Origin of the sequence: Kineosporia sp. A_224 (assembly GCF_002198655.1) — a bacterium.
Taxonomy (GTDB): Bacteria; Actinomycetota; Actinomycetes; order Actinomycetales; family Kineosporiaceae; genus R-H-3.
Window position 1 is genome coordinate 12,313 of sequence record NZ_MWLN01000206.1, and the last position, 25,446, is coordinate 37,758.

26 protein-coding genes are annotated in these 25,446 nt (G+C 76.3%); 10 read left to right on the forward strand and 16 right to left on the reverse strand.

Translation table 11 applies throughout. From position 1 onward, the window contains the following. Positions 1-7 precede the first annotated feature (7 nt). From EDJALFJO_RS25500 to EDJALFJO_RS25515, 4 genes are read right to left on the reverse strand one after another with little or no spacing between them, the layout of a single operon-like run. Positions 8-538: a HutD family protein gene (locus tag EDJALFJO_RS25500; RefSeq protein WP_158220566.1), complete on the reverse strand. Its 531-nt coding sequence runs from the start codon at positions 536-538 to the stop codon at positions 8-10. Then, entirely contained in the window at positions 535-978 is a 444-nt protein-coding gene (locus EDJALFJO_RS25505; RefSeq protein WP_088289135.1) for a TIGR03668 family PPOX class F420-dependent oxidoreductase, read from the reverse strand. The genes EDJALFJO_RS25500 and EDJALFJO_RS25505 overlap by 4 nt, the downstream gene beginning before the upstream one ends. Before the next feature lie 20 nt (positions 979-998). Next, positions 999-1,808 carry an SRPBCC domain-containing protein gene (locus tag EDJALFJO_RS25510; RefSeq protein ID WP_088289136.1) on the reverse strand — a complete coding sequence of 270 codons (810 nt, stop codon included), beginning with the start codon at positions 1,806-1,808 and terminating at the stop codon, positions 999-1,001. Next, a complete protein-coding gene (locus EDJALFJO_RS25515) occupies positions 1,805-2,437 on the reverse strand; it encodes a winged helix-turn-helix domain-containing protein (protein ID WP_088289137.1) in 633 nt (210 codons plus the stop codon). Before EDJALFJO_RS25515 ends, EDJALFJO_RS25510 begins: the two co-directional genes overlap by 4 nt. Before the next feature lie 102 nt (positions 2,438-2,539). Here EDJALFJO_RS25515 and EDJALFJO_RS25520 point away from each other — a divergent pair, with 102 nt between their 5' ends. Together EDJALFJO_RS25520 and EDJALFJO_RS25525 are read left to right on the forward strand one after the other, a co-directional pair. Beyond that, positions 2,540-3,436, forward strand: a complete 897-nt coding sequence (locus EDJALFJO_RS25520; RefSeq protein WP_088289138.1) for an NAD(P)-dependent oxidoreductase — start codon at positions 2,540-2,542, stop codon at positions 3,434-3,436. A 1-nt stretch (position 3,437) separates the two neighbouring features. Further along, the gene (locus EDJALFJO_RS25525; RefSeq protein WP_158220567.1) at positions 3,438-4,319 is read left to right on the forward strand and encodes an arylamine N-acetyltransferase; all 882 of its coding nucleotides are present in this window, start codon (positions 3,438-3,440) and stop codon (positions 4,317-4,319) included. Positions 4,320-4,340: 21 nt separating this feature from the next. On the opposite strand, the gene EDJALFJO_RS25530 is transcribed toward EDJALFJO_RS25525, so the two are convergent. The 4 genes from EDJALFJO_RS25530 to EDJALFJO_RS25545 form a co-directional block, all read right to left on the reverse strand. Further along, positions 4,341-4,883: hypothetical protein (locus EDJALFJO_RS25530; RefSeq protein WP_233150032.1), on the reverse strand; the 543-nt coding region annotated here is incomplete at its 5' end. 667 nt (positions 4,884-5,550) lie between these two features. After that, a complete protein-coding gene (locus tag EDJALFJO_RS25535) occupies positions 5,551-6,987 on the reverse strand; it encodes an amidase (RefSeq protein ID WP_088289141.1) in 1,437 nt (478 codons plus the stop codon). A 64-nt stretch (positions 6,988-7,051) separates the two neighbouring features. Then, positions 7,052-8,056 carry a PAS domain-containing protein gene (locus EDJALFJO_RS25540; protein ID WP_158220568.1) on the reverse strand — a complete coding sequence of 335 codons (1,005 nt, stop codon included), beginning with the start codon at positions 8,054-8,056 and terminating at the stop codon, positions 7,052-7,054. Between the two features lie 274 nt (positions 8,057-8,330). Continuing rightward, positions 8,331-9,470: a CapA family protein gene (locus EDJALFJO_RS25545; RefSeq protein WP_158220569.1), complete on the reverse strand. Its 1,140-nt coding sequence runs from the start codon at positions 9,468-9,470 to the stop codon at positions 8,331-8,333. Positions 9,471-9,548: 78 nt separating this feature from the next. Between EDJALFJO_RS25545 and EDJALFJO_RS25550 the strand changes: the two genes are divergently transcribed. From EDJALFJO_RS25550 to EDJALFJO_RS25565, 4 genes are all read left to right on the forward strand, one after another. Continuing rightward, entirely contained in the window at positions 9,549-10,091 is a 543-nt protein-coding gene (locus EDJALFJO_RS25550; RefSeq protein ID WP_088289144.1) for a MarR family winged helix-turn-helix transcriptional regulator, read from the forward strand. A 60-nt stretch (positions 10,092-10,151) separates the two neighbouring features. Further along, positions 10,152-10,943 (forward strand): EAL domain-containing protein, encoded by a 792-nt coding sequence (locus tag EDJALFJO_RS25555; RefSeq protein WP_158220570.1) that lies wholly within the window; start codon positions 10,152-10,154, stop codon positions 10,941-10,943. A gap of 97 nt (positions 10,944-11,040) precedes the next feature. After that, a complete protein-coding gene (locus EDJALFJO_RS25560) occupies positions 11,041-12,066 on the forward strand; it encodes a hypothetical protein (protein ID WP_143448785.1) in 1,026 nt (341 codons plus the stop codon). 104 nt (positions 12,067-12,170) lie between these two features. Beyond that, complete coding sequence (locus tag EDJALFJO_RS25565; RefSeq protein WP_088289147.1) at positions 12,171-12,728, forward strand: YbaK/EbsC family protein; 558 nt, start codon at positions 12,171-12,173, stop codon at positions 12,726-12,728. An 18-nt stretch (positions 12,729-12,746) separates the two neighbouring features. On the opposite strand, the gene EDJALFJO_RS25570 is transcribed toward EDJALFJO_RS25565, so the two are convergent. Continuing rightward, the gene (locus EDJALFJO_RS25570; protein WP_233150033.1) at positions 12,747-13,628 is read right to left on the reverse strand and encodes an RNA methyltransferase; all 882 of its coding nucleotides are present in this window, start codon (positions 13,626-13,628) and stop codon (positions 12,747-12,749) included. Continuing rightward, positions 13,625-14,395, reverse strand: coding sequence for a sulfite exporter TauE/SafE family protein (locus EDJALFJO_RS25575; protein WP_088289148.1), 771 nt, complete (start codon positions 14,393-14,395; stop codon positions 13,625-13,627). The genes EDJALFJO_RS25570 and EDJALFJO_RS25575 overlap by 4 nt, the downstream gene beginning before the upstream one ends. A 92-nt stretch (positions 14,396-14,487) precedes the next feature. Between EDJALFJO_RS25575 and EDJALFJO_RS33740 the strand changes: the two genes are divergently transcribed. Beyond that, the gene (locus EDJALFJO_RS33740; protein WP_198950633.1) at positions 14,488-15,684 is read left to right on the forward strand and encodes a lytic transglycosylase domain-containing protein; all 1,197 of its coding nucleotides are present in this window, start codon (positions 14,488-14,490) and stop codon (positions 15,682-15,684) included. A 35-nt stretch (positions 15,685-15,719) separates the two neighbouring features. On the opposite strand, the gene EDJALFJO_RS25585 is transcribed toward EDJALFJO_RS33740, so the two are convergent. Then, on the reverse strand, positions 15,720-16,796 hold the full coding sequence (locus EDJALFJO_RS25585; protein ID WP_088289149.1) for an SPFH domain-containing protein: 1,077 nt from the start codon (positions 16,794-16,796) through the stop codon (positions 15,720-15,722). Positions 16,797-16,986: 190 nt separating this feature from the next. Here EDJALFJO_RS25585 and EDJALFJO_RS25590 point away from each other — a divergent pair, with 190 nt between their 5' ends. Continuing rightward, positions 16,987-19,287 carry a LamG domain-containing protein gene (locus tag EDJALFJO_RS25590; protein ID WP_088289150.1) on the forward strand — a complete coding sequence of 767 codons (2,301 nt, stop codon included), beginning with the start codon at positions 16,987-16,989 and terminating at the stop codon, positions 19,285-19,287. A gap of 21 nt (positions 19,288-19,308) precedes the next feature. On the opposite strand, the gene EDJALFJO_RS25595 is transcribed toward EDJALFJO_RS25590, so the two are convergent. From EDJALFJO_RS25595 to EDJALFJO_RS25605, 3 genes are all read right to left on the reverse strand, one after another. After that, positions 19,309-20,715 carry a hypothetical protein gene (locus EDJALFJO_RS25595; protein ID WP_088289151.1) on the reverse strand — a complete coding sequence of 469 codons (1,407 nt, stop codon included), beginning with the start codon at positions 20,713-20,715 and terminating at the stop codon, positions 19,309-19,311. Positions 20,716-20,871: 156 nt separating this feature from the next. After that, positions 20,872-21,342 carry an NfeD family protein gene (locus EDJALFJO_RS25600; protein WP_088289198.1) on the reverse strand — a complete coding sequence of 157 codons (471 nt, stop codon included), beginning with the start codon at positions 21,340-21,342 and terminating at the stop codon, positions 20,872-20,874. Positions 21,343-21,381: 39 nt separating this feature from the next. Next, complete coding sequence (locus EDJALFJO_RS25605; protein WP_088289152.1) at positions 21,382-22,173, reverse strand: ABC transporter ATP-binding protein; 792 nt, start codon at positions 22,171-22,173, stop codon at positions 21,382-21,384. A 54-nt stretch (positions 22,174-22,227) separates the two neighbouring features. On the opposite strand from EDJALFJO_RS25605, the gene EDJALFJO_RS34540 reads away from it, so the two are divergent. Next, complete coding sequence (locus EDJALFJO_RS34540) at positions 22,228-23,052, forward strand: hypothetical protein (RefSeq protein WP_088289153.1); 825 nt, start codon at positions 22,228-22,230, stop codon at positions 23,050-23,052. 39 nt (positions 23,053-23,091) lie between these two features. Here the strand turns inward: EDJALFJO_RS34540 and EDJALFJO_RS25615 are convergent, their stop codons facing one another. Further along, the gene (locus EDJALFJO_RS25615) at positions 23,092-23,787 is read right to left on the reverse strand and encodes an ATP-binding protein (RefSeq protein ID WP_088289154.1); all 696 of its coding nucleotides are present in this window, start codon (positions 23,785-23,787) and stop codon (positions 23,092-23,094) included. Positions 23,788-23,940: 153 nt separating this feature from the next. Between EDJALFJO_RS25615 and EDJALFJO_RS25620 the strand changes: the two genes are divergently transcribed. Then, positions 23,941-24,252: a hypothetical protein gene (locus tag EDJALFJO_RS25620; protein ID WP_088289155.1), complete on the forward strand. Its 312-nt coding sequence runs from the start codon at positions 23,941-23,943 to the stop codon at positions 24,250-24,252. Here EDJALFJO_RS25620 and glgA read toward each other — a convergent pair. Continuing rightward, positions 24,231-25,415: a glycogen synthase gene (gene glgA / locus EDJALFJO_RS25625; RefSeq protein ID WP_088289156.1), complete on the reverse strand. Its 1,185-nt coding sequence runs from the start codon at positions 25,413-25,415 to the stop codon at positions 24,231-24,233. The two genes, EDJALFJO_RS25620 and glgA, sit on opposite strands and share 22 nt — an antisense overlap. Between the last annotated feature and the right edge of the window lie 31 nt (positions 25,416-25,446).

Here is a 25,446-nt window from a genome sequence, read left to right on the forward strand (position 1 = left end):
GCCAACCCTAGACCTGCGTGCGGAACGGGGCACGGACCGCGACGACGAGCAGGTCCGGTGACGCGACCCCCTGGTGCGGCAGTGCGACGACGTCGCCCGGTCCGGCCTCCGGCGAGACGCCTTCGTCCCCGGCGACCGGTCGCAGGCCGCCGCGCAGGACGACCGCCCAGCCGTCGCCGGGCAGGGTGCCGGTGACCTCGACGCGGTGCTCCAGGTCGCCGCGGCGGGTCATGACGTTGACGACGACGCAGGGGCCCGCTGCGAGGACGCACCGGGTGGGGACGTCCCCGGGGAAGGAGTGCGCCGTCCCGGGGTCGCGGTAGACCAGCGGCGCGCGGCCCTCGACCTCGAGGGTGAAGCCGCCGCCCTCGAGGAGCACGCACGTGCGGTCGGTGCCGGGGAAGTCGGAGAAGGCGGCGTCCCGGTCGAGCCAGGCGAGGCCGACGAACCAGCCGTCGCCCTCGGCGATGTCGGCCTTGCGGCCGAGGCCGTTCTTCCACGGCGTGACGGCGAGGTCGGCCCGACGGACGACGGTCACGGTGCCTCCTCGCCGGACCAGCCGCTCCACCGCTCCACCCGGACGAGCACCACCTCGCCGGTGGGCCGGACGGCCCGGTACTGCGGGTACGTCGCGGCCAGCGCGTCGAGCGCGGCCCCGCGGGGGCCGTCGTCGTCCGGGCCGAGGACCTCGGCGCGGCCGTCGGCGCGGGCCCACCACAGCCGGGTCCAGTCCGCCTCGTAGTGCTCGGCGAGGACGGCGACCCGCGGGTCGGCCTCGACGAGCCGCAGCCGGCGCAGCCGGGCGCCGGACTTCGGCTTGTGGTCCACGGCGAAGGCGAGGCACGCCGTCCCGCCGACGTCGAGCGCGGCGACGGTGACCGGGACGACGAGCGGCGGCCCGGCGGCGTCGTTCACCGCGAGGACGGCGTGGTCGGCCGTGGTGAGGAGGCGCCGGGCATCGGCGTCGGACAGGCGCACGGCCGCATTCTTGCGTGCCGTCAGGGCTGCGCGTCGAGCGGGAACCTCTCGCTGAAGAACGGATGCCACGCCGTGAACGCCGGACCGGTCGTGGCGTCCGGGTACGAGTACCGCTGGAAGCCGACGAGCACCCGGTCCCCGGCCCCCTCGGCGATGACGATGGCCGTGCCCGGCACCGGCTCGTCGAGCAGGACGACGTAGGCCGTGAGGGCGCCCGGCTCGGTGAGGACCTCCTCGACCCGGCCGCGTTCGACGGGAACGGCCGGGTCCGCCCCGTCGCCCCCCGTGGCGAACGGGTCCCCCGCGCGCAGTGCGGGGTCGATGCCGGTGACCCGGCAGAGCTCCTGCCACGCGGGGTCGTGCGGGCCCGGGGCCCAGCCGTTCAGAGCCACGGGCTGCGCCGTCCGGTCGGGGAAGTGCGTCCGGTGCGCGCGCAGGTTCGCGAGGAACACCCGCCAGCCCAGGGTCATCGCGTCGAAGTCGGCGTCCCAGTCCTCCCCCGGCCCGAACCCGCTGTTGACGAGTCGGACGACGCACGTGCCGCCGTCCCGGGCCTCGACGGTCCACTCGTAGGCGAGCGCGCGGTCGCCGTGGCTCGTGAGCTCGATCCGGCGCGGCGGCTCGAAGGCCGTGACCGTCGCGGTGTCGGTGCCGAAGTCGCCGAAGTCCATCGTGACGGCGCCGCCGACGCGCTCCTCGAGCGCGTGCGGGACGAACCACGACCCGATCCCCGGACCGGTCGAGATCGCCGCCCAGACCTCCTCGACGGTGCCGGGCACGTCGACGGACAGGTCGATGACGCGCCCTTCACGGGTCTGCTCCTCGGTCATTGCGGTGCCTCCTCGGCAGGTGGTGGAAGGGGTGCCGGGTCGGCCGGGCCGCCCGGGCGCGGGTGGCTGACCGCGACGAGTCGGTACCAGCGGCCGCCCGGCGCGCCCTCCGCGTGGTAGCGGGCGGTGAGGTCACGCACGCACGCCGCGAGGTCGTTCGCGAACGCGGCACGGTCGGCCGCGGAGGCGAACCGGATCTCGGTCTCGACGGTCAGCGTCGGCAGCCGTCGGCCGGCCCGCTCGGCCCCGCGCAGCAGCTGCCCGACCTCGCGCACGGCCCGGGCCGCGACCGCGACGAGATAGCCGGCCGAGAGCCGGTCGCCGATCCGGGCCGGGTCGGCGCCGGCCTCGCCGAGCGCCGCCGTCGAGACGACGTACGCCTTCGCCGAGGCCGCGAGGACCCGCTCGGTGAGGCCGCCGTGCCGGCGGGTGCCGACCTCGACGACGAGCCCCTTGTCCTCCAGTGCGCGCAGGTGGTGCCCGACGCGCTGCCGGGGCAGCCCGAGCCGGGCCGCGACCTGCGCCGCCGAGCCCGGCTCGTGCGCGAGAGCGGCGAGCAGCCGGGCCCGGGTCGGCTCCAGGGCGGCCGCGGCGACGTCGGGGGCGTCGAGGACGGCGATGTCGGGCACGGGCCCAGCCTCTCCTTTGACAGGAATCACTGTCAAGGGCTTCCGGGGACCCGGCGGCAGGCGGCAGGAGCGGTGACGACGAGGGCTGCCTAGGGTGCAGCCATGACGCAGACACCAGGCCCGACCACGACCGGCGCACCGACCGTCGCCCTCCTCGGCACCGGGACCATGGGCGCGGGCATGGCGGCCAACATCGCGGCAGCCGGTCTGGGGCTGCGGGTGTGGAACCGCGACCGGGCGAAGGCGGAGCCGCTCGCCGCGGCCGGCGCGCACGCCGCCGGCTCTCCTGCCGAGGCGGTCCGGGACGTGGACGTCGTCGTGACGATGCTCTGGGACGCCGGCAGCGTCGTCGAGGTGATGACCGCCGCCGGGCCGGGGCTGCGCCCGGGCACGGTCTGGCTGCAGACGAGCACCGTCGGGGTCGACGGTGCCGAGCGCCTCGCCGGCCTCGCGGCGGACCTCGGTCTCACGTACGTCGACGCCCCGGTCCTCGGGACGAAGAAGCCCGCCGAGGACGGCACCCTCGTCGTCCTCGCCTCGGGACCGGAGCCGGTGCGCGCCACGGTGGCGCCCGTGCTCGACGCGATCGGCAGCCGGACCCTCTGGGTCGGCGAGGCGGGTGCCGGGTCACGGCTCAAGCTCGTCGCGAACGCCTGGGTCGTCACGGTCGTCGAGGGGATCGCCGAGTGCCTCACCCTCGCCGACGGCCTTGGCCTCGACCCGGCGCTGTTCCTCGAGGCCGTCCGCGGCGGCGCGATGGACGCGCCGTACGTCGGCCTCAAGGGCCGCGCGATGCTCGCGGGCGACTTCACGCCGTCCTTCAGCCTCGCGGGCGCCGCGAAGGACGCCGGGTACGTCGTCGACGCGGCCCGTTCGGCCGGCATCGACCTCGGTGTGCTGGCCGTCGTCCGCGAGCACCTCGACCGCGCCGTCGCGGCGGGCCACGGCGACCTCGACCTCGGGGCGACCTACCTGGCGCACCAGGGCGGCGGGGCGTGACGTGAGCCGGCGCGGCGGCCTCGACGACGACCTCAGGGACGGCTACCTGCGGCGGCTCGGGCTCGACGCCGAACCACCGTCCGTCGACGCGCTGCACCGGCTGCACCGGCGCCACGTCGAACGGGTCCCGTACGAGACGCTGTGGATCCAGGCCGGTCTGGGCTGGGACGTCGACGCGGGTGCCGCCGCCCGACGCATCGTCCACGCGGGGCGCGGCGGCTACTGCTACCACCTCAACGGCGCCCTCGCCGAGCTGCTGACGACCCTCGGCTACCGGGTGACGCGGCACGTCGGCGGCGTCCACGAGCCGGCCGGCCCGAACCCGGACGCGTTCCACAACCACCTCGTGCTCACGGTGGCCGGGCTGCCGTCGGCGGAGAACCCGGACGGCGTCTGGTACCTCGACACCGGGCTGGGCGACGCCCTCCACACGCCGCTGCCGCTCCTGACCGGATTCTGGCGGCAGGGCCCGTACGGCCTCGAGCTGTCCCGGCCGGCGGACGGCGTCGGTGACCGGCGGCTGACCGTCGAGGGCTCGGCGGTGTCGCGGATGAGCTGGTTCGACGCGCCGGCCCGTCAGGAGGACTTCGCGGCACGGCACGCCTGGCTCGCGACGTCCCCGGACTCGGGGTTCGTCCGCGTCGGCACCGCGCAGCGACGGGACGCGGCCGGCGCGGACGTGATGCGCGGGGTCGTCCTCGGCCGGGTCGGCGGCGACCCTGCCTGCCGGCCGGTCGAGCTCGCCCGGCGGCCGCAGTGGTTCGAGGCGCTCGCCGACGTGTTCGGCCTGCACTTCCAGGGCGTGCCGGGCGAGGCGCTCGACCGGTTGTGGGAACGGACGATCGAGGGGCACCGGGCCTGGGACGCCGCCGGGCGGCCGTGACGACGCCGGTCGCCGTCCGGCTCAGGCCGGCGGCGCCTCGCCCGGCCGGCCCGCGGGCGCCGGGCCCTCGCCGAACTTCGTGCGCAGGAACTCGCCCTGCAGGTGCAGCTGCGTCTCGAGGTGATGCCGGCCCGGCCGGGCCCGGGCCTGGTCGAGGGCGCGGTCGATCGCCGCGAGCTGGTCGGCGACCTCGACCGCGGCGGGCCGGCCGCGGACGACAGCACGGGGGTCCTCGAGCGCGAGGAACGGCTCGAGGGTGTCGGGGAGGTAGCGGGTCACGGTCGCCTCGACGAGGAACGCGACGTCGGTGTCGAGGTCGTCGCGCAGCAGCCGCACGAGCAGGTCGTCGAGGTGCCCGTCGATCGACCGGAGCAGGGCGGCCCCGCGCGCGTCGAGGCGGCGCGCGGCCGCCGCCCGTCGGAGCAGGTCGGCGCGGGCGCGGTCCAGCTGCGGGACGGTGACGCCGCCGGCCGCGGGCACGTGGGTGTCCGCCGCGGCGAGCGCGTTCGCGAGCTCGGAGACCCGCTCCCGCCGCCGGCGCCGGGAGCGGGTCTCCGAGCTCGCNGGTCGCGCCGGCGGCCCCGGCGGCGCCCGCGGCGAGGGCGCCCTCGACGGCGACGGTGCCGGCACCGCCGACGAGCAGGCCGGCCCACGCCGTCGCCGCGGCGCCGGAGAGCACAGCGGCGTCACGTCCGCGCTCCGCGAGGGAGCGGCGCCGTCCGCGGCGGGCCACCGCGGTCGCCGCGGGTCCGGGCAGTGCGTCGAACGCCTCGACGTAGGCGTCGAGGCGCAGGGTCAGCGCCGTCGCCTGCACCGGCGGCAGCCGGGAGACGATCCGGCCGAGGTCGTCCCGGGTGCGGGCCAGGTCGCGGGCGATCCTGCGCTGCTCGGCGCGGGGCACCCGCCCGGTCGCGGCCATCGCGGCGATCCGGTCCCGGATCGTGTCGAGCCGGCCGTGCGCCGCCTGGGCGGCACCGCCCGGGTCGACCCACTGCAGCGGCGCCGCGACGACCCGGTACGCGTGGTCGGTCAGCCAGGGGGCCCGGTCGGCGACGAGGTCGAAGGCCCCGCCGACGACGCGGCGGCGCATCCTGCCGCGCCGTCGCCCCATGCCGTCCACCTCCGTGCCGCCCGCCGTCCGGCGGTCGTCCCCCGCCCCCCGCAGGGACGCTCCCCCGGGTCAACGCGTTCCGCGCCTGAAGTGTGCCCGCCCGGGGCGGGCCGCGACGGTTCAGCCGTCGCGGCCCCAGAGCACCGGCGCGAGCCGGCCGCAGGTGTCCTCGACGGCCTGCGCGGCGTCGAGGCAGACGTCCTCGCGGTACTTCGACCCGACGAGCTGGACGCCCGAGGGCAGGCCCCGGTCGTCGAGCCCCGTCGGGGCGAGCGCGGCCGGCAGCCCGAGCAGGTTGACCGCGATGCTCGGCGCGAGGCTGTGCCAGACCCGGCGGACGTCCTCGGGCGAGCGGACGTCCTCGCCGACCTCGAGGACGCCGCCGAGCAGCTGCGGGACGACGAGCACCGGGTGCTCCTCGAGGAAGAGCGACCACTCCCGGACGAGCGTCGTGCGGGCCGCGAGGTCGTCGACGTGCTCGCCGGGGGTCTCGTACGGCGCAGCCATCCCCCGCAGGTCGGCCCAGTAGGCGCGCATCTGCGCGCTGCCGAGCCGGTCGAGGACGGGCGTCAGCTGGTGGTCGAGGTCGTTCATGAGCAGGCGGACGGCGAGCCGTGCCGTCCGGGCCATCCCCGGGGACGAGGTCTCGTCGACCTCGACGACCTCGTACCCGGCGACGACGAGCGCCGAGACGGCGCGGTCGAGGGACGCGAGGACGTCGGGCGCGGTCTCCACCTCGCCGTCCACGTGCCGCAGGACGGCGGCCCGGCGCGGGACCGCGGGACCCTCCAGCGGTGCCGGCACCCACCACGGGTCCCGGACGTCGCGCCGGGCCATGACCGACAGCCCCAGCCGGACGTCGTCCACGGACCGGGCGAGGACGCCCTGCACCGACATGAGCGCGGCCACGGTCGAGCGCTCGACGGCGGCCGACGTGAGGTACGCCGGGACCCGGCCCTGCGAGGGCTTGATGCCCGGGACGCCGCAGTGCAGCGCGGGGATCCGCACCGAGCCGCCGATGTCGTTGCCGTGGGCCAGGGCGCCGAACCCGAGGACGGCGCTCACGCCGGCACCGCCGGACGAGCCGCCGCAGGAGTACGCGGCGTCCCACGGGTTGAGCGTGAGGCCGTAGAGCGGGTTGTCCGTCGTCGGCCGCATCGACACCTCGGGGGTGTTCGTGCGGCCGACGAGCACGGCTCCGGCGCCGAGCCAGTTCCGGGTCACCGGGGAGTCCCCGGGCGCGACGAGGCCCGCCAGGCCCGGCAGCCCGTTCGGCGTCCGCTGCCCCGCGACGTCGATGTTGTCCTTGATGGTCACCGGGACGCCGTGGAGCGGGCCGGGCGCAGCGCCGCGGGCGAACGCCTCGTCGAGGGCCCGCGCCGCCTCGACGCCCTGCTCGCCGAGGTCGAGCGTCACGGCGTTCACCGCGGGGTTCGCGGCCGCGACCCGGTCGGCGACGGCGCGCGCGACCTCCTCGCAGCTCACGTCACCGGACGTCGTCGCGGCGACGACCTCCCGGGCCGACCACTGCCACAGCGGGGTCTCGTTCGTCGTCACCGGCGCAGTGTAGGTCGGCCCGGTGACGACGGGTGGTCGTCCTCGGTGCTGCGTCCTGGATGCGCTACCGCGCCCCGGACCGCCCGACGCCCCAGCGAAGCACCCGGGTCGCCGCGTCGTCGAGGTCGAGCAGGAGCCGCTCGCCGCCCGCCGCTGCGGGCCGCCGCGCGGCGACCTGCTGCCACTCCACCGACCGGTCGCTCGCGACGCACACGTACCCGACGGGGCTCTCCCGCTCGCCGACCGCGTTGACCGACAGCGAGACCGGCCGACGCCGGCCGTCCTTGGTGACGAAGTCCCAGTCCTGCCGGTTCGGCAGGCCCCAGCGGGCCAGCTCGAGGAGCGGGTCGACCCCGTCCGGGACGCCCAGCTCCGCACAGACCTCCGCGAGGTCGACCGGGTCCGACAGGCGCGTCGACGGCCGCCCGACGAGCTCCTCGGCGCGGTAGCCGAGGAGCTTCTCGGCGGCCCGGTTGACCTTGGTGATGCGGCCCTGCGGGTCGGTGAGGACGACGACCCGGTCGGTGACCGCCTTGAGGACGGCGTGCACGGTGTCGCGGGCCTCGCGGGCCTCGAGGTCCAGCCGCAGGCACAGGTCGTCGACGTCGTGCTGGCTGCGCAGGTCGCGCAGGGTCACGGCGACGACGAAGCCGCCGTCCGGCGTCGAGAACGGCGTCGACCAGACGGCGACGGGCAGCTCGGCCCCGCCGACGGTGCGGGCCAGGAGCTCCAGGCTCTCCCCCGCCGGGTCGACGGCGACGCCGTGCCCGACCCGGCGCCGGACCTCGACGAGCGCGGCGGGCAGGTCCGGCACGAGCTCGGCGGCCGCGGTGCCGACGAGGACCTCGCGCGGTGCGCCGAGGAGGACCGTCGCCGCGGAGTTCGCGAACATCGTCACACCGTCCGCGTCGACACCGAGGACGGCGTCGGGGGCGGCGTCGAGTACGGCCAGGGCCGAGCGCCAGATGGCTGCGTCACCGCTGCGCCGACGGTCCCACCAGCGGCGGGGACGACGGTCCTGCGGGGCAGGCTCCGGGGCGGGGTCCTCGAGGGTGCGCGGCGCGGGCACCGTGTCACGGCGCGCTCCGGGCACGACGAGCGGCCGGGCCGGTGAGGCCACCCTCGGGGTGGCTCCCACCGGAACGCCGGCAGCCGTCGGGACGACGTGTGGCTGCATTCGCGACCTCCCCGCTCGCGCGCCGGTGATCCGGCAGGGACATTACCCCATGTGGTCACGCGATTACAGAGGGATAATTACAGACCGGTAGTCCGGCTGCGGGGCGAACCGGAGAAGTCGTGACCGAGGTGACCCAGCGGCATGACGTCCGGGCCCGTACGGACCCTCAGCCGGCCGGTCGCGCGGCCAGTCCGGTGCAGTCGCGGGCGGCGTCCCAGGCCTGGCGCATCCGCTTCGACGCCGCTGCGTCCGGCACCCGGGGGATGCCGTCCGCGCTGACGAGCATCGGCGTCCAGCGCGCGGAGACGACCCGCCGCCCCTCGACACCGAGCGTGAGGACGCCCGTCGTCGCGTCCGCGACCGAGTTGCGCCGCCACCAGACGAAGTTGCCCAGGCCGTAGGAGACGTAGGTGTCGCCGAGCCAGCCGGCCCCCTGGAGCCGGTGCGCGTGCGCGCCGACGACGACGTCCGCCCCGGCGTCGGCCAGCGCCCGCGCCGTCCGCTTCTGCAGGGCGTTCGGGCAGGTCGTGTAGTCGGTGCCCCAGTGCAGGTACACGACGACGACGTCGGCCTTCTTCCGGGCGGCCCGGACGGCGGCCGCGAGCCGGGCGGGGTCGGAGGCCGCGGCGACGCCGGGCCGGCCGGGGCGGGCCGGCCAGGTGGCGAGCGTCCAGTCCGGGACCTGGGTCGCGCCGAGCACGGCGACCTTCGCGCCGTCCACGTCGAGGATCGCCGGCGCGTAGGCGTCGGCGGCGTCCTTGCCGAGCCCCACCGCGGGGATCGGGGCCTTCGCGCGGGCGGCGAGGGTGTCGCGCAGGCCGACCTCGCCGTAGTCGACGGCGTGGTTGTTCGCGAGGGTCACGACGTCCACCCCGGCGGCGGCGAGCGCGGCGAAGGCCGTCGCCGGCGCCCGGAAGTGGAACTTCTTGGGCATCTCCTGGCCACGGGTCGTGATCGCGGTCTCGAGGTTGACCATCGCCAGGTCCGCCGTCGACAGGTACGGCTGCAGCTCCGCGAGCCCGGTCTGCGGGTCGTCGAGCACGTCGGCCACCTGGTTGGCGAAGTGGACGTCGCCCGCGAACGCCAACGTCGTCCTGCGCGGGCCCGCCGGCGTGGCTGACGGGGTCGGCTCCGGGGTCGGCGCGGTCGTCGGCCCTGAAGCGGTGTCGTCCGCCGCGGCGGTTCCTGCGGAGGTCGCCGGGGCCGCCGTCCCGGCGTCCGGGCCGCCGCCGGGGAGGCCGCAGCCCCCGAGCACGACGGCGAGGAGGACGGTGCAGGTCGCGAGGTGGAGGCGGGCTCGGCGCACGCGGCGGAGTCTAGAGGTGCCCGCGCGACCGGGACCTAAGTAATGTTCAACGCTCAACTACCAACGTAGGATGGGTCCATGACCGGGACCCGCTGGCTCAGCGCCGACGAGCAGCGCTCGTGGCGCGCCTACCTCGCCGCCACGAAGCTCCTCGCCGCCCAGCTCGAGCGCGAGCTCCAGCGGTCCAAGGGCTTCAGCCATGCGTACTACGACATCCTCGTCCGGCTGTCCGAGGCCCCCGACCGGCGGCTGCGGATGAGCGACCTCGCGGACGCCGCGGACTCCTCGCGCAGCCGGCTGTCGCACGCGGTGAGCCGGCTCGAGGAGCTCGGCTGGGTCGTCCGGGAGACGTGCGCGAGCGACCGCCGCGGCGCCTACGCCAACCTCACCGACGCCGGGTTCGCCGCGCTCGTCGACGCCGCGCCCTCGCACGTGGAGTCGGTGCGGACGCACCTGTTCGACCCGCTGACCCCCGAGGACGCCCGGCGGCTCGGCGAGATCTGCGAGAAGGTCGTGGTGGCGCTGCGGGAGCACTGCCCCGCCGAGCAGCCCGACGGCGCGCAGCCGGACGGCGCCCGGCCCGGCGGGACGGAGCCGGTCCCGGCCGGTTCGGCCGCCTGAGCCGCGACGCGCGGGCCCAGATCCGCCGTCCGCGGGGCTCGCTGCACGAGACTGTCGCGGGTGGACCTGCCCGCCGTGCCGACGCCGCCCGACCGGGCGTCCGCCGGTTCCGGCGTCGCCGTCCTGCTCCGCCGGGCGGAGCCGCTGCGCACGGTCTACCAGCCGATCGTCGACCTGCGCTCCGGCGAGGTGGCGGGGTACGAGGCCCTGACCCGGGTCGTCGAGTGGCCGGCCCGCTCCCCGGAGCCGTGGTTCGCGGCCGCCGACCGCGAAGGGCTCGGCGCCGCCCTCGAGGCGGCGGCCCTCGCCTCGGCGCTGCGCGCGCGGCCGCTGCTCGACCCGCGGCAGTTCCTCGCCGTGAACGTCACGGCGTCCGCGCTGCTGCACCGCGACGTCACGTCGGCCCTCCTCGGTGAGGGGGACCTCTCCGGCGTCGTCGTCGCGGTGAGCGAGGCCGAGGCCGCGGACGCCCCCCAGCTCGCGGCGGTGCTCGCCGGGCTGCGCGAGCACGGCCTCCTCGTCGCCGTCCGCGTCGTCGACGGCGGTCGGGCCGAGCTGCGCCGGCTCGCGGACCTGCGCCCGGACCTCGTCGAGCTCGGCAGCGACCTCGTGCACGGCGTCGCCGGGGACCAGATCGCGGCCCGCGTCGTCCGGCTCGTGCTCGCCGTCGCGGCCGACCTCGGGGCCGACGTCCTCGCGGCCGGGGTGGAGGCGCTCGTGGACGCCCGCTGGCTCCAGGCCGCCGGGGTCGCCCTCGGTGAGGGGTGGCTCTTCGGCCGGGCCCGCGCCGGGCTGCTCCAGCCCTCCCCCGAGGTCGTCGCCTGGCTGCGCTCCCCCGACGCCGCCGGCTGAGATCGTCCGCGAGGTGCTGCGGCACGGGACCTTCGCCCCGTGATCGCCGTCACCCGCCTGCCTACCGTGAAGCGATGAGGTGTAGGCGGTGGTTCTCGTGACCGCAGCAGCAGAGAGCCGGCTGGGCGTCCCCGAGGGGGACCCGGCCGGTCCCGTTCTGCCCCAGGAGGAGCTCCTCGTGGCGGCCGAGGCGGCCCGATGGGCCCCCTCGATCCACAACTCCCAGCCGTGGCTGCTGCGCCGGCTGCGCGACGGGCTCGGCATCGTCGAGGACACCGCGCGGGCCGTCCCGGTCATCGACCCGCACGGCCGGGACCGGATCATCTCCTGCGGGACGGCGGTGCTCAACGCGGCTGTCGCGCTGCGCGGCCTCGGGTACACCGTCGACACCGCGACCCTGCCCGACCCGGCAGAGCCGGCCCTCGTCGCGACCGTGCGCGTCACGGCCCGGGTGCCGGCCTCCGCGGCCGACACCGACCTCGCCCGGATGGTGCCGCTGCGGCACACCCACCGCCGTGTCTACCGCTCGCACGCCGTGGCCGAGGAGGACCTGCTCGACCTGCGCCAGGCCGTCGCGGTCGAGGGCGCCCGGCTGAGCGTCGCGGACGCCGCCGCCCGCCGCCGGCTCGCGCACCTGCTGCGCCGCGCCGTCCGGGCCCAGGCCGCCGACCCCGAGCTCCGCAGCGAGGTCGAGCGCTGGGTCCGGCGCGGCGGCAGCAACGCCGGCGAGGTCGTCGACGGCATCCCGAGCAGCGCGCTCGGCACGTCGCCGTTCCCCGTCGACTCGCTCGTGCACGGCGGGCACCGCGGCGCCCCGGAGGCCGGCGAGGTCGAGGAGGAGCTGGCCCGCAGCACCGTCCTGGTCATCTCGACCCGCGGCGACACCCGGCACGACTGGGTCGTCGCCGGCCTCGCCCTCGAGCGGCTGCTCCTCGTCGCGACGGCCAAGGGGCTCGTGGCGACGTTCGCCGAGCAGGCGCTCCAGGACACCTCGCTGCGGCCCGAGGTGGCCGACGTCCTCGGGATCTGGGGGCTGCCGCAGGTGCTCCTGCGGGTCGGCCGCCCGCTCGTCGACGCCCCGCTCACCCCGCGCCGTCCGCTCGCGGAGCTGTTCGAGGTCTGACCCGCGTGCGTCCTCTGGTGTCGTCAGTACCCCGAAACTCGGGCTTGGAGTGCTGATGCCACCAGAGGACGAGGGACCGCGGTGGCGTTTGGCATGCTGACGCCGTGACTCTTGCGACCGTCGGCAGCCTCGACACCGTCCCTGCCCTGAGCCGGCCCGACCTCCTCGGCGCCCCCGTCGCAGCGTTCCTCGGGGACTGGCCGGACGCGCCGGCCGTCGGCGTCGCGCCGATCGACCCGGCGTTCTCCGACACGTCCGTCTTCACGCAGACGTACGGCGTGCTGCCGGAGGTCTCGGGCAACTGCGTCGTCATCTCGGGCAAGCGCGAGGGCCAGGAGCGGGTCGCGGCCTGCGTCGTCCTCGCGACGACCCGGGCCGACGTCAACGGCACCGTGAAGCGGCTCCTCGACGTCCGCAAGTGCTCGTTCATGGGGATGGACGACGCGGTCGCCCGGACCGGTATGGAGTACGGCGGCATCACCCCGGTCGGGCTGCCGGAGGGCTGGCGGGTGCTCGTCGACGCCCGCGTCGCGCAGGTCGCCGCCCTCGTCGTCGGCAGCGGCGTGCGCGGCAGCAAGCTCGTCCTGCCGGGCGCGGTGCTCGCCGCGATGCCCGGCGTCGAGGTCGTCGAAGGCCTGGCGAACCCGGTGCCCCAGGAGTAGCGCCCCCGAGCAGCCCGGTCAGTCCCGGACCCGCACCGCCCACAGCGCGACGGCGGCCGCGGCCGCGACGTTGAGGGAGTCCACTCCCCCGGCCATCGGGATCCGGACGGCGAGGTCGGCAGCCTCGACGGCGCCCGCCGAGAGGCCGTCCCCCTCGGTGCCGAGCACGAGCGCCAGCCGCTGCGGCGGGTCGGCCTCGAGGGCGTCGAGGCCGACGGCGTCGTCGGTGAGCGCCAGCGCCGCGACGGTGAAGCCTGCGGCGCGGACGGCGTCGAGGCCGCCCGGCCACGGCGCGATCCGGGTCCACGGCACCTGGAAGACCGTGCCCATCGAGACGCGCACCGAGCGCCGGTACAGCGGGTCGGCGCACCGCGGGCTCACGAGGACGGCGTCCGCGCCGATCCCGGCGGCCGAGCGGAAGATCGCGCCGACGTTCGTGTGGTCGACGACGTCCTCGAGGACGACGACGCGCCGCGCCCCGGCGAGCAGGTCCGCGACCGCCGGCAGGGCGGGCCGTGCCATCGAGGCGATGACCCCGCGGTGCACGTTGAACCCGGTGATCGCCTGGAGCGTCGGCTCGGTGCCCACGAGGATCTCGCCGCCGCGCGCGTGCACGTCCCGGACGAGGTCGGCCATCGGCCCCACCCAGCGGTCGGAGAGCAGCAGCGCCCGGGGGCGGTGGCCCGCGTCGAGCGCCCGCCGTACGACCTTCTCGCTCTCGGCCATGTAGAGGCCGAGCCCCGGCTCCGACCGCGACCGCAGCGCGACGTCGGTGAGCCCGACGAAGTCCGTGACCCGCGGGTCGTCGACGGTCTCGACGCGCGCGGTGAGGTGCTCGACCGCGGCGGCCGCCGCCGCCCGCTCCGCCACGAGCGCGGCCTCCTGCTCGGCCCTGCTCACGACGAGAGCAGCCGCACGATGGCGACGACCCCGACGACGACGATGACGGCGCGCAGCGCCTGCGGGGGCAACCGGCGCCCAACCTTGGCCCCGAGCAGCCCGCCCGCGACCGACCCGGCGGCCACGAGACCGACGACGGGCCAGTCCGCGGCGCCCGGCCGGACGACGAGGAAGGTCACGGCGGCGACGAGGTTGACGACGAACGACAGCAGGTTCTTGAGCGCGTTGACCCGCTGGAGGGACTCGGGCAGAAGGGATCCGAGCATCCCGACGAGGAGCACCCCTTGCGCGGCACCGAAGTACCCGCCGTAGACGCCGGCCGCGAGCGTGCCGGCCCCCGCCGCGGCGCCGGGGCCGGTGTGCACCGTGCCCGCCGCCTCCCGGCGGGCCGCCGTCCACGCCGAGATCCGCGGCTGGAGGACGACGAGCACGAGCGCGACGACGATGAGCACCGGGACGACCGCCTCGAACGCCGACGCCGGCAGCCGCAGCAGCAGCACCGCGCCGAGCACGGAGCCGAGGAACGACAGCGGGGCCAGCCGGACGACGTTGCGCCGCTGCCCCTCGAGCTCGCGGCGGTAGCCCCACGCCGCGGTCGCGCTGCCGAAGACGAGGCCGATGTTGTTCGAGACGTTCGCGGTGACCGGCGGGTACCCGAGCGCGAGCAGCGTCGGGAACGTGATGAGGGTGCCCGAGCCGACGACGGCGTTGATCGTCCCGGCCCCGACACCCGCGAGCAGGACGGCGAGCGCCTCGGGCCAGGTCACGGCTGCGAGGCTATCCGGCGTCCGGGCGGGGCGGCGCAGGGTCCCCCCGACGGCCGGTCAAGCCGCGCGGCCGGGCTGTCGATGGTCCCGACGTGGGCGGGCGGACGACGGGGCGACGGGGCCGGGGCGCGACCCTGCGGGCCCGCGTGCTCATGGCCCTCGTCGTGGTGCTGCTCGCGGTCCCCGGCGGGGCGGCCCCGGCGGCCGCGCGGGTGCGGGCCGCGACCGGCGCGTCCGACGAGGCACCTGCCGCCGCGAAGGTCGAGCGGCTCGACGCGAAGGCGCGCGCCGCCCGGGCCCGTGCGGAGGCCGCGGCCCGCCAGGTCGACACGCTGACGGCGCGCTACGAGGAGCGCTCGCGCGCGGCGGCCGACGCCGCGGACCGGCTCGCCGCCGCGTTCACGGTCTCGGCCGGGGTGGACCGGGTCCGGGACGCCGACGCCGTGCACCTGCGCAGCACCCAGGTGGCGCACGCGGCCCGGATCCGCGCGCTGTACACCGACGGCGGTGCGGCGCTGGCGGTGACGGTCCTCGGTGCCCCCGACCTCGACGAGGCGATGTGGCGGCTCTCGACGCTCGACCGGATCGAGGGCGACCTCGCCCGGCGGTCGGCCCTGGACCTGTCGACCGCCGGCGCCCGGGCCGCCCGCTCGGCCGCAGCCGCCCGGGTCGCGGCCGAGGCCGACGACCGGCTCGCGGTCGCGCTCCGCGCGGTGCAGGACGACGCCTCGGCCGCCGAGGAGGCGCTCGGGCGCGCCCGGACGGCGCTGGACCGGCTCGACGCCGAGGCGCGCGGAGCGGAGGCGGCGAAGGCGGCCGCGGCCCGGCTTGCCGCCGCGCAGGAGGCCGCGCGGCTGCGCCGGCTCGCGGCGTCCGGCGCCACCGGCGCCCTCGGCATCCCGCTGGAGTTCGAGCGGCTGTACCGGGCGGCGGCGCCGTCCTGCCCGGGGGTGGACTGGACGCTGCTCGCCGCCGTCGGGCAGGTCGAGAGCGGCCACGGCCGCAACAACGGCCCGTCGTCGGCGGGCGCGATCGGCCCGATGCAGTTCATGCCGGCGACGTTCGCGTCGTACGCCGTCGACGGCGACCACGACGGGGACGTCGACGCGTGGGACCCGGCGGACGCGGTCTGGACGGCGGCCCGCTACCTGTGCGCGAGCGGCGCCGAGGGCGGCTCCGACGACGGGGTCCGGGACGCGCTCTTCGCGTACAACCACGCGCAGTGGTACGTCGACCTGGTCCTGGGAGCACGTCAGGCGATCGCGGACAGGGCGTCCGCGACCGCCTGACGGGTGTCGCTGCCGGGCTCAGCCGGCGGGCGGGCTCAGCCGGCCGGCGGTGCCGTGGGCGGCTCCTGGCCGGTGACCCGGGCCGCGCCCTCGGCGTCGGCCGACGCGGCGTCCGCCTCGGCGCGGGCCTGGCGCAGCGCCTCCTCGGGCTCCTGCAGCGTGGTGTGCGCGAGGTCGGCGGCCAGGCCGCTGCCGGACGGCTCCCCCGGCACCCAGGTGCCGGTGCCGTCGGTCGAGCCGCCGAGCGCGCTGCCGATGCCGCGCAGTGCCTGGGTCAGCTCGGTCGGGATGATCCAGAGCTTGTTCGACGGGCTGTTCGCCACCTGCGGCAGCATCTGCAGGTACTGGTAGGCGAGCAGCTTGGAGTCCGGGTTGCCGCGGTGGATCGCGTCGAAGACCTGCTGGATCGCGCGCGCCTCACCCTGGGCCTTGAGGATGGCAGCTTGGGCCTGGCCCTCGGCCCGCAGGATCGAGGACTGCTTGTCGCCCTCGGCCGTGAGGATCTGGGACTGCTTGACGCCCTCGGCGTTGAGGATCGCCGCACGGCGGTCCCGCTCGGCGCGCATCTGCTTCTCCATCGAGTCCTGCACGCTCGCCGGCGGGTCGATGGCCTTGAGCTCGACCCGGTTGACGCGGATCCCCCAGCGGCCGGTCGCCTCGTCGAGGACGCCGCGGAGCTGGCCGTTGATCTGGTCGCGGCTCGTCAGGGTCTGCTCGAGGTCGAGCGAGCCGATGACGTTGCGCAGCGTCGTGACGGTGAGCTGCTCGATGCCCTGGATGTAGTTGGCGATCTCGTAGACGGCGGACTTCGGGTCCGTCGGCTGGAAATAGATGACGGTGTCGATGCTCACGACGAGGTTGTCGCTCGTGATGACCGGCTGCGGCGGGAAGGAGACGACCTGCTCGCGCAGGTCGACGATGGCACGGGGCCGCTCGACGAACGGGATGAGGAAGCGCAGCCCGGCGTCGAGGGTCCGGTTGTACTTGCCGAAGCGCTCGACGATCACCGCGGTGGCCTGCGGCACGATCCGGACGGCCCGCGCCACCGTCGTGACGACGAGGAGCGCGAGGACGAGGAGGACGAAGTAGAGGACTGCCTGGGACGCCTGCATCAAGGGCTCCAACTCATGGGGACGTAGTCCGCCGATCAGGTGACTCATCGTAACGGCAACCCGTTCGGCGCTACGCCGAGTGGTGCGTCATCCGTGACAGTGAGTCCTGGGTCGCCCGTACCGACGTGCGGGACGCACCCGCCGTTCCGTGGCCGGGGGGCCTTCGCAGCGTGAGTCGAAGGAGCACTTCATGGGGTCGCAGCGGGTCGTCCGTGGTCTGGCCGTCGTCACGTCCGCCGTCCTCGCCGTCCTCGGTGCCGGGCTCGCCACCGGGCCGGGTGCGTCCGCGGCGGTCACCGGGGACCAGACGCTCAGCGGCGTCGCGGCCGCGCAGCACCAGACGAACAACGAGGTGCACGCCCTCGTCACCGGCGGCGGCGTCCTCTACGCCGGCGGCACGTTCACCGCCGTCCGGGCCCCGCGGGCGACGACCTCGACCCCGCGCACCTACCTCGCCGCCTTCTCCGCCGCGACCGGCGTCGTCACGTCGTTCCGTGTGACGCTCAACGGCCAGGTCCGCGCCCTCGCCCTCTCGGCCGACAACGCGACCCTCTACATCGGCGGCGACTTCACGACCGTCAACGGCGTCTCCCGGCCGCGGCTCGCCGCGGTCGCGACGTCGAACGGTGCGCTGCGCACCGGGTTCAACGCCGCGCCGAACGCGCGGGTCACCACGCTGCTGCGCACCGGGACGACGCTCTACGCCGGCGGCGACTTCACGACGGTCGGCGGCCGCGCCAAGGCCCGCCTCGCCGCACTGAACGCCACCACCGGTGCGGTCCTCACCGGCTTCACCGCCGACCTCGACGCCCGGCCGAACGTCCTCGCCGTCGACACGTCGCTGCGGCGCCTGCTCGTCGGCGGCACCTTCACGACGGTCAACGCCCTGCCGAACCCGGCGATCGCCTCGGTCGACACGACGACGGGCACGCCGCAGCCGTGGGCCGCCCAGTCCGTCGGGGCGTGCGTCTACTCGGTGCGCGGGATCGCGGTCGACGAGGCCGCCGACACCGCGTACGTCACCTCGCTCGCCGACGCCCCCGGCTGCTTCGAGGGGGTCTACCGGGCGAACATCGCCGACGGGTCCGTCGTCTGGCAGGACGAGTGCGCGGGCGCCGGGCAGTCCGTCGTCCTGCTCAAGGGCCAGGTCTACTTCGCGAGCCACACCCACGACTGCGGGCGGATGGTCGGCGGCTTCGTCGGCCCGCGGTTCCGCGACGACTTCGTCTGGTACCGGCTCAACGCGATCGACCCGGCGACGGGCGAGTTCGGGCACTGGCAGCCGAACACGAACGCGGCCGGCACGACCGTCGTCGGGCCGCAGGTCATGACCACCGACGGGACCCGGCTGTTCGTCGGCGGCGACTTCACGACGGTCAACGGCTCGGCGCAGCAGGGCCTGACCCGGTTCGTGCCCAAGAGCACCGACGCGGCGCCGGCCACGCCGCCGGCCCCCGTCGCGCACTCCACCGGCGCCGGCCGGGTCGTCGTCACGGTCCCGGGCACCTGGGACCGGGACACCGGCGTCATCGGCTACGAGGTGCGCCGCGAGGACGGCACCCTCGTCGGGACGGCGTCCGTCGAGTCGTGGGCCTTCACGATCCCGCAGCTGCGCTTCACCGACGCCACGGCGACGCCGGGGGCGAGCGTCCGGTACCGGGTGCGCGCGACCGGCGGGACGGCGTCCGGGTGGTCGGCGTGGTCGGCCGCCGTGGCGGTCCGCACGGACGCCCCGGCGCCGTTGGCCACGGCGGCCCTGACGACGACGCCGGACGTCTGGTGGCGCCTCGGTGACACCACGGACGGGGCCGCGGCCGGCACCCAGTCCGACGCGAGCGGCAACGGCCGGACGGCGACCCTCACCGGGGCGACGACCGCGCCGGACGGCGTGACGACCGGGGACGCGGCCGTCACCCTCGCCGGCAGCGGCGGGGCGGTCGCGGACGCCCCCCAGACCCTCGGGACGGCCTGGACGACCTCCCTGTGGTTCCGGACGACGTCGCGCCGCGGCGGCGCGCTGGCCGGCTGGAGCGCGGCCGCCGACGGCACGGGCACGACGGACCGGGTGCTCTGGCTCGACAACGACGGCAAGGTCGTGACCGCCGTCCGCTCCGAGCTCGCGAACGGCCAGGTGCCCCGCCCGGGCCGCCCGGTGTTCACCCTCGTCCGTTCGACGCGGACCGTCGCCGACGGGCTCTGGCACCAGGCCACGGCCACGTTCGACGGCACGACGCTGACGCTCTACGTCGACGGGACCGCCGTCGGGACGGCGGCCGCGACGAGCACCGGGCTGCTCACCGACGCGTACCTGCGCGCCGGCCAGGTCGACCTCGGCTACTTCTACTCGGTGTTCGGGGCGAACTTCACGCACACCCCGGCGCCGGGTGACCCGGCGGTCGCGGGCGGGCTCGACGAGGTCGGGTCGTGGTCGCGTGCGCTGGCCGCCGACGAGGTCGCGGCGCTCTACGTCGCGGGTGCGTCCGGCTCCTGAGCCGCCGGCTCGTCGAGCAGGTCAGCGCCAGGTCAGGTTCATGTACACGCCGCAGAACAGGGCCCCCTCGCGGCTGCTCCCGGCGACCGGGTGCCAGCCCCGGGCGGAGAGGCGGCCGCCGGGCACGCCGACCTGGGCGTTGAGCTCGGAGAAGACGCCGCCCGACACCTTGGCGTCCGTCGTCATCGTCGAGAACGTGCCGTTCAGCCAGGCGAGACCGGTGCGTGGCGTGGGAGTGGCGAGGTAGTCGAAGCGCGTGCAGCCGAGGCGGACCTTGTGGTCCTCCGCCTCCCACGCCCAGGCCCGGGACCTGCCCGCCCAGAGCGTCGGGAGCGCACCGGCGTCACGCACGCCCAGCCGCACGGCGGCGCCGTCCGGCAGCACGCTGTCGGGCGCCCATCCCAGAAGTGCCTGCACCGACGGCTGCTTGTTGACGACGTAGGAGGCGGCCTCCGCCGCGGCGCAGGCCGCCGCGATCTTCCCCAGAGAACGGGACAGCCACGGGACGCGGGCGGTGGCCACGCTCCCCGCTCCGGCGCCTGCGACGCACGCCAGCGGCCCCACGGTGGCCCCGGCGTAGCTGCCGACGGCCCCGGTCTCGGGGGTGGTGAGGTGGCCGCGCTCCGCCCACACCTTGACGAGCGAGTCGATCGCCGCGGCGCTGCCGAGGTCGGCCGTCGGGATACGCCCGTCCCGGTAGACGGGGAGGTTCACCAGCTCGTCGAGGCGCTCCGGCACGTCGTAGTGGACGAAGTCGCCGACCCGCCGGGCCGCCTGCCCGACCCACGACGGTTCGGTGGACTCCAGGGCCGCGACGACCTCGGCCATCCGGGCACGGAATGCTTCGACCACGTTCCGGGCCAGGTCGGCGTGGTCGGCGAAGATCCGCACCAGCTCGGTACGCCAGGCCACGAGCGGTCCCCCCGCCGTCATCGGGACGGCGAGGGCGCGCAGCCTCGCAGCCTCCGCGGAGCCGAGGAACGCGGCGGTGACGCCGATCGCGGCGGCCCGGGCCTCGCCTTCCGCCGCAGCGGCCGAGCGCAGCGCCCCGGCGGTCGCCCGGGCGCGCGGGGCCTCGTCGGCGAATCGGCGGCGCGTGACGGCCCGGGCGTGCTCGTAGGCGGTCCGGGCGGCCCCCCGCCAGGTGGGGATGTCCTGCTCGGTCGCGTCCAGACGCCGGACGAGGTCGTCCAGCGTGCTCGCGGCCTGCTCCCACGTCGCCGCGGCCGCCTGGAGCCGGTCGGGGTCGCCGGTGACGGAGACGATCGCGGTCCCGAAGCCTCGGAGGTAGCCGACGAGCGCAGGGTGGTAGCCCGACGCCCAGGGACCGATGTCCTCGGCGGCGACCGGCCAGCCCCCCGCGACACGGGCGGTGGGGGCAGTGGCGGCGGTCGCGGGCAGCGTCGGGGCAGGCGATGTGGTCGCCAACGCCGTTCACCTCCGTCGGTCCGCCTCTGGCGCCGGCGGGTCGGGCCGGCGTCCTGCTGGATCGACGCTAGGTGCGGGCCAGGCTCGGCGGTACGGCGGATCTGACGGGCGTGACATGCCCGAATTGCCGTCAGGACCGCAGGTGGAGGCCCTGGTCTACGTCGCGGGGGCGTCCGGCTCCTGAGCCGCCGTCCCGAGCTGCGGCGGCTCGGCGGCGACGACCGCGGTCGCACCGTCGATCCGCAGCACGGTGACCCGGGTCCCGAGCGGCAGCACGCTGCCGGGGCCCTCGGCCCGGGCGGACCAGACCTCCCCGGCGAGCTTGACCTGGCCGCCGCGGGGGTCCACCTCCGCGAGGACCTCCGCGGTCTGCCCGACGAGGGCCGCCACCCCCGTCGGGTGGTGCGCGGTGCGGTCGCTCCAGGCGACGAGCGGCGGCCGGCCGACGAAGAGCAGGCCCACCGAGACGACGGCGAAGACGACCACCTCGACGGGCAGCGGGGCGCCGAGCGCGTCCGCGAAGGCTGCCGCCAGGGCGCCCCCGGCGAACATCAGGAGCACGAAGTTGAGGGACGCGACCTCAGCGAGGGCCGCGAGCAGCGCGATGGCCAGCCAGACCAGCCACATGTCGTCCACCCCGATCCTGCGGCCGCCGGGAGGCGACCGTCACCCGTCCAGACGAAGGCGCGCGGCGTACCGGTTCCCGACCCGCTCCACATCGAGCGGGATGTCGAACGTCGCCGTCAGCGTATCCGCCGTGATGGTCTCCTCGACCGGACCTGCGGCCACCACCCGGGCCTGGCGCAGGAGCAGCGCGTGGGTGAAGCCCGGCGGGATCTCCTCGACGTGGTGCGTCACGAGCACGAGCACGGGCGAGCGCTTGTCGCCGGCGAGCTCGGAGAGGTCGCGGACCAGGGTCTCCCGGCCGCCGAGGTCGAGCCCGGCGGCCGGCTCGTCGAGCAGGACGATCTCCGGGTCGGTCATGAGCGAGCGGGCGAGCTGGACGCGCTTTCGCTCGCCCTCGCTCAGGGTGCCGAAGGTCCGCTCGGCGAGGTGGGCGACGCCGAACGCGGCGAGCAGGTCCTCGGACCGGCGGTGGTCCTGGGTGTCGTACTGCTCGCGCCAGCGGCCCGCGATCGCGTACGCCGCGGTGAGGACGACGTCCCCGACCTTCTCGTTCGCGGGCAGGCTCTCGGCGAACGCGGCGCTCGACAGCCCGATCCGGGGCCGCAGCTCGAAGACGTCGACCTTGCCGAGCTGCTCGCCGAGGATCGACGCCGAGCCCTTCGTCGGGTGCATCCGCGCACCGGCGATCTGCATGAGCGTCGTCTTGCCCGCCCCGTTGGGGCCGAGCACCACCCACCGCTCGCCCTCGCGCACCGTCCACGTGACGTCGTCGAGAAGGGTCGCGCCGTCGCGCACCACGCTGACGCCGATCAGGTCCAGGACCTCCCGCATGGGGCGAAACCCTAGGGCACGCGGCGCGGGCGCCCGGCACCTACCCTGGCTCTCGTGCTCGACGTCCCCCGTTCCGCCCGGCTCGCCGCCTGGGGCAGCGCCGTGCTCGCAGGCCTGACGGACCGCGACCGGGCGGTCCGCGCGGTCGTCCGCAGTGACGAACCGCACGCTGTCGAGGACCCGGACGCGCACGCCGTACCGCCGGCCGCGGCGTTCGCCGGCGCGCCGCTGCGGCTGGCCGACCTGCTCGACGGGCTGCAGGCGCACGGCGTCGCCGGGCTGCGCGCGGTGCTGCCGGCACCGGGTGACGTCCTCGGCCTGCCGGGCCCGCCGCCGCTCAACACGCTGGCCCTCGACGCCGGGGAGGCGGTCCTCACGGCGGCCCCCGACCCGGGGCCGGGGGCGGTGCCGCCGAGCCTCGCGCTGCTGCCCGTCGTCGAGGAGTTCGGCTCGGCCTGGGAGCCCGGGGCGCTCGTCACGTGGCGGGTGCTGACGGCCGGTCCCCGCCGGGTCGACGCCACGGGCAGCCTCGGCGAGGCCGAGCGGGCGCTCAAGGAGGCGCTCCGGGAGGCGACCGAGGAGCTCGCCCGGCTCGACGTCGCCCGCTGGCGGGACGACGCGGCCGAGGCGATCGCGGCCGTCCGGGACGGTGTGCTCGTCCACGACGCGCTGCCGCCGTCCGCGCCCGCGCGCTCGGTGCGGGTGCTCGGGACCGCGGCGCGCCTGCGCGCGATCGTCGAGCTCGCCGTCGCCGACGACGGGGCGGCGGTCACGGGCTACGAGGCGACCCGGCGGGCGCAGGCGCTGCGGGGGCTGGACGGCGTCGCGCGGCACGCGATCGTCGCCGCCGTCAACGCAGTCCTCGAGCCCCGCACCTGACCGGCCGCCTGACCGTCGCACAGGCCGCCGGGGCGCCGCTCAGCGGTCGAGGACCGCCCAGACGAGCTTGCCCTCGGGGTGCCGGGGCAGGACGCCCCAGCGGCTGCACAGGGCATCCACGAGGACGAGCCCGTGCCCGCGCTCGTCGCCCTCGGCGGGCGTCCGGCGCACGAGCGGGTCGCGGCTGCGGTCCCCGACGGTGACCTCGAGCCGGTCCGGCCGCCGGGTCACCCCGATGTCGACCTCGGTCCCGGCGTGCACGACGGCGTTCGTCACGAGCTCGTCGAGGACGAGCGCGGCGACGGCGACCTCGTCGAGCCGGCCCCAGCCCTGCAGGACCGCCGTGAGCCAGCGGCGCGCGACCCCGGGGGCGTGCAGGGTGGGCTGCAGCCGGATCGAGGACCGGTCGGTGGCCGGCAGCCGCCGCGGCGCGGGCGCCTGCGCGAGATCGGTCACGACGGTGAGCCCGGACCCGCCGTCCGCCTGGATCCGCGCCCGGACCGGGTCGTCGACGAGCACCACGAAGGGGCAGTCGGGCCAGCGTCGCAGGGTCTGCGCGATCTCGGGGAGCACGGCGAGGGCGGCGGCGTCCCGGACCCCGCCGCGCAGGTCGCAGACGACCATGGGCGGCTCGTCCGCCGCGGCCCGGAGCAGCTCCAGCCGGAGCCTGGGCACCATGTCGTCGCGCAGCTCCTCGTGCGGACGCACGACGACGACGCCGCCCCGTTCTGCCATCGCCTGTCGGACCTCCCGCCGTACCGAGCAGCCTCAACCCTGCGGCAGGGCGCCCGGCCTGTCCAGCGCAGGTGCGGGCCGCCTGCCTCCCCCGTCCGGATGATTCCGCATGATCGATGCATGACTGCACGCGATACGGGGAACCCTTGCAGTGTGCCGACGATCGACGACGATGCGCGAGGCGTGCTCGACCGGCTGCTCCTGCTGGCCCTCGAGGACGCCGCGGACCGGACGTACCGGCTGCATGCCGGTGCCCCGGCGCCGTTCGTCAGCGAGGTGCTCTGCGCGGAGCTGGAGGTCGACGGCTTCCTCGACCGCGGCGGGAGCCCCCGGCTGTCCGAGGGGCTGCGGGCCGCCGTGGCCCGAGCGGCCGCCGAGATCTCGGCGGGGCGGCGTCCGGGCGGCGTGCTGCCGCAGGGCCGGGACGCCGCCGACGCCGAACCTCAGCGCAGCACCGAGCGGTAGACCTCCACGGTCCGGTCGGCGATGGCGTCCCAGGAGAAGTGCTGCTCGGCGCGCAGCCGGCCGGCCCGGCCCATCTCCCGCGCCCGGGCCGGGTCGCCCGTCACCTCGGTGAGCGTGGCGGCCAGGTCGGCGACGAACTTCTCCGGGTCGGTCGGGGTGCCCGTGCCGTCCTGCACCTGCTCGATCGGCACCAGCCGGCCGGTGACCCCGTCCTCGACGACCTCCGGGATGCCGCCGGTCGCCGTCCCGACGACCGCGGCCTCGCAGGCCATCGCCTCGAGGTTGACGATGCCCAGCGGCTCGTACACCGACGGGCAGACGAACGTCGTCGCCGCGGAGAGCACCTGGCAGAGCTCGGCCCGGGGCAGCATCCGCTCGATCCAGACGACGCCGGTGCGCTCCTTCGACAGCTCGGCGACCAGCCCGCTGACCTCGGCCATGATCTCCGGGGTGTCCGGGGCCCCGGCGCACAGCACGAGCTGCACCTCCGGCGGCAGCAGCCGGGCGGCGCGCAGCAGGTAGGGCAGCCCCTTCTGCCGGGTGATCCGGCCGACGAAGACGATGCTCGGCCGGTCCGGGTCGATGCCGAGCGCGCGGACGGCGTCCGGGTTCTCGTCCCGCACCCAGCCGTCGAGCTCGATGCCGTTGTGGACGACGACGACCTTGTCCGGGTCGACCTCCGGGTAGCTGCGCAGGATGTCCTCGCGCATGCCGGCGCTCACGGCGATGACCGCCGCGGCGCCCAGGTACGCCGTCCGCTCGGCCCAGGACGACAGCGCGTAGCCGCCGCCGAGTTGCTCGGCCTTCCAGGGCCGCAGCGGCTCGAGGCTGTGCGCGGAGAGCACGTGCGGGACGCCGTGGAGCAGGCCCGCGAGGTGCCCGGCGAGGTTGGCGTACCAGGTGTGGGAGTGGACGACGTCCGCCCCGCCGCAGTCGGCGGCGATGGTGAGGTCGACCCCGAAGGTCCGCAGCGCCGGGTTGGCGCCGGCCAGGTCGGGCAGGTCCGGGTACCCCGTGACACCCTCCTCGACGACCGTCTCGCCGAAGGCCCGGACCCGGACGTCGACGCGGCCCCTGAGCACGGCGGCGAGGTTCTCCACGTGGACGCCGGCGCCGCCGTAGACGTTCGGCGGGTACTCACGGGTCAGCAGGTCGATGCGCACGCATGTCACCGTAGTGCGACACCCCACGGAC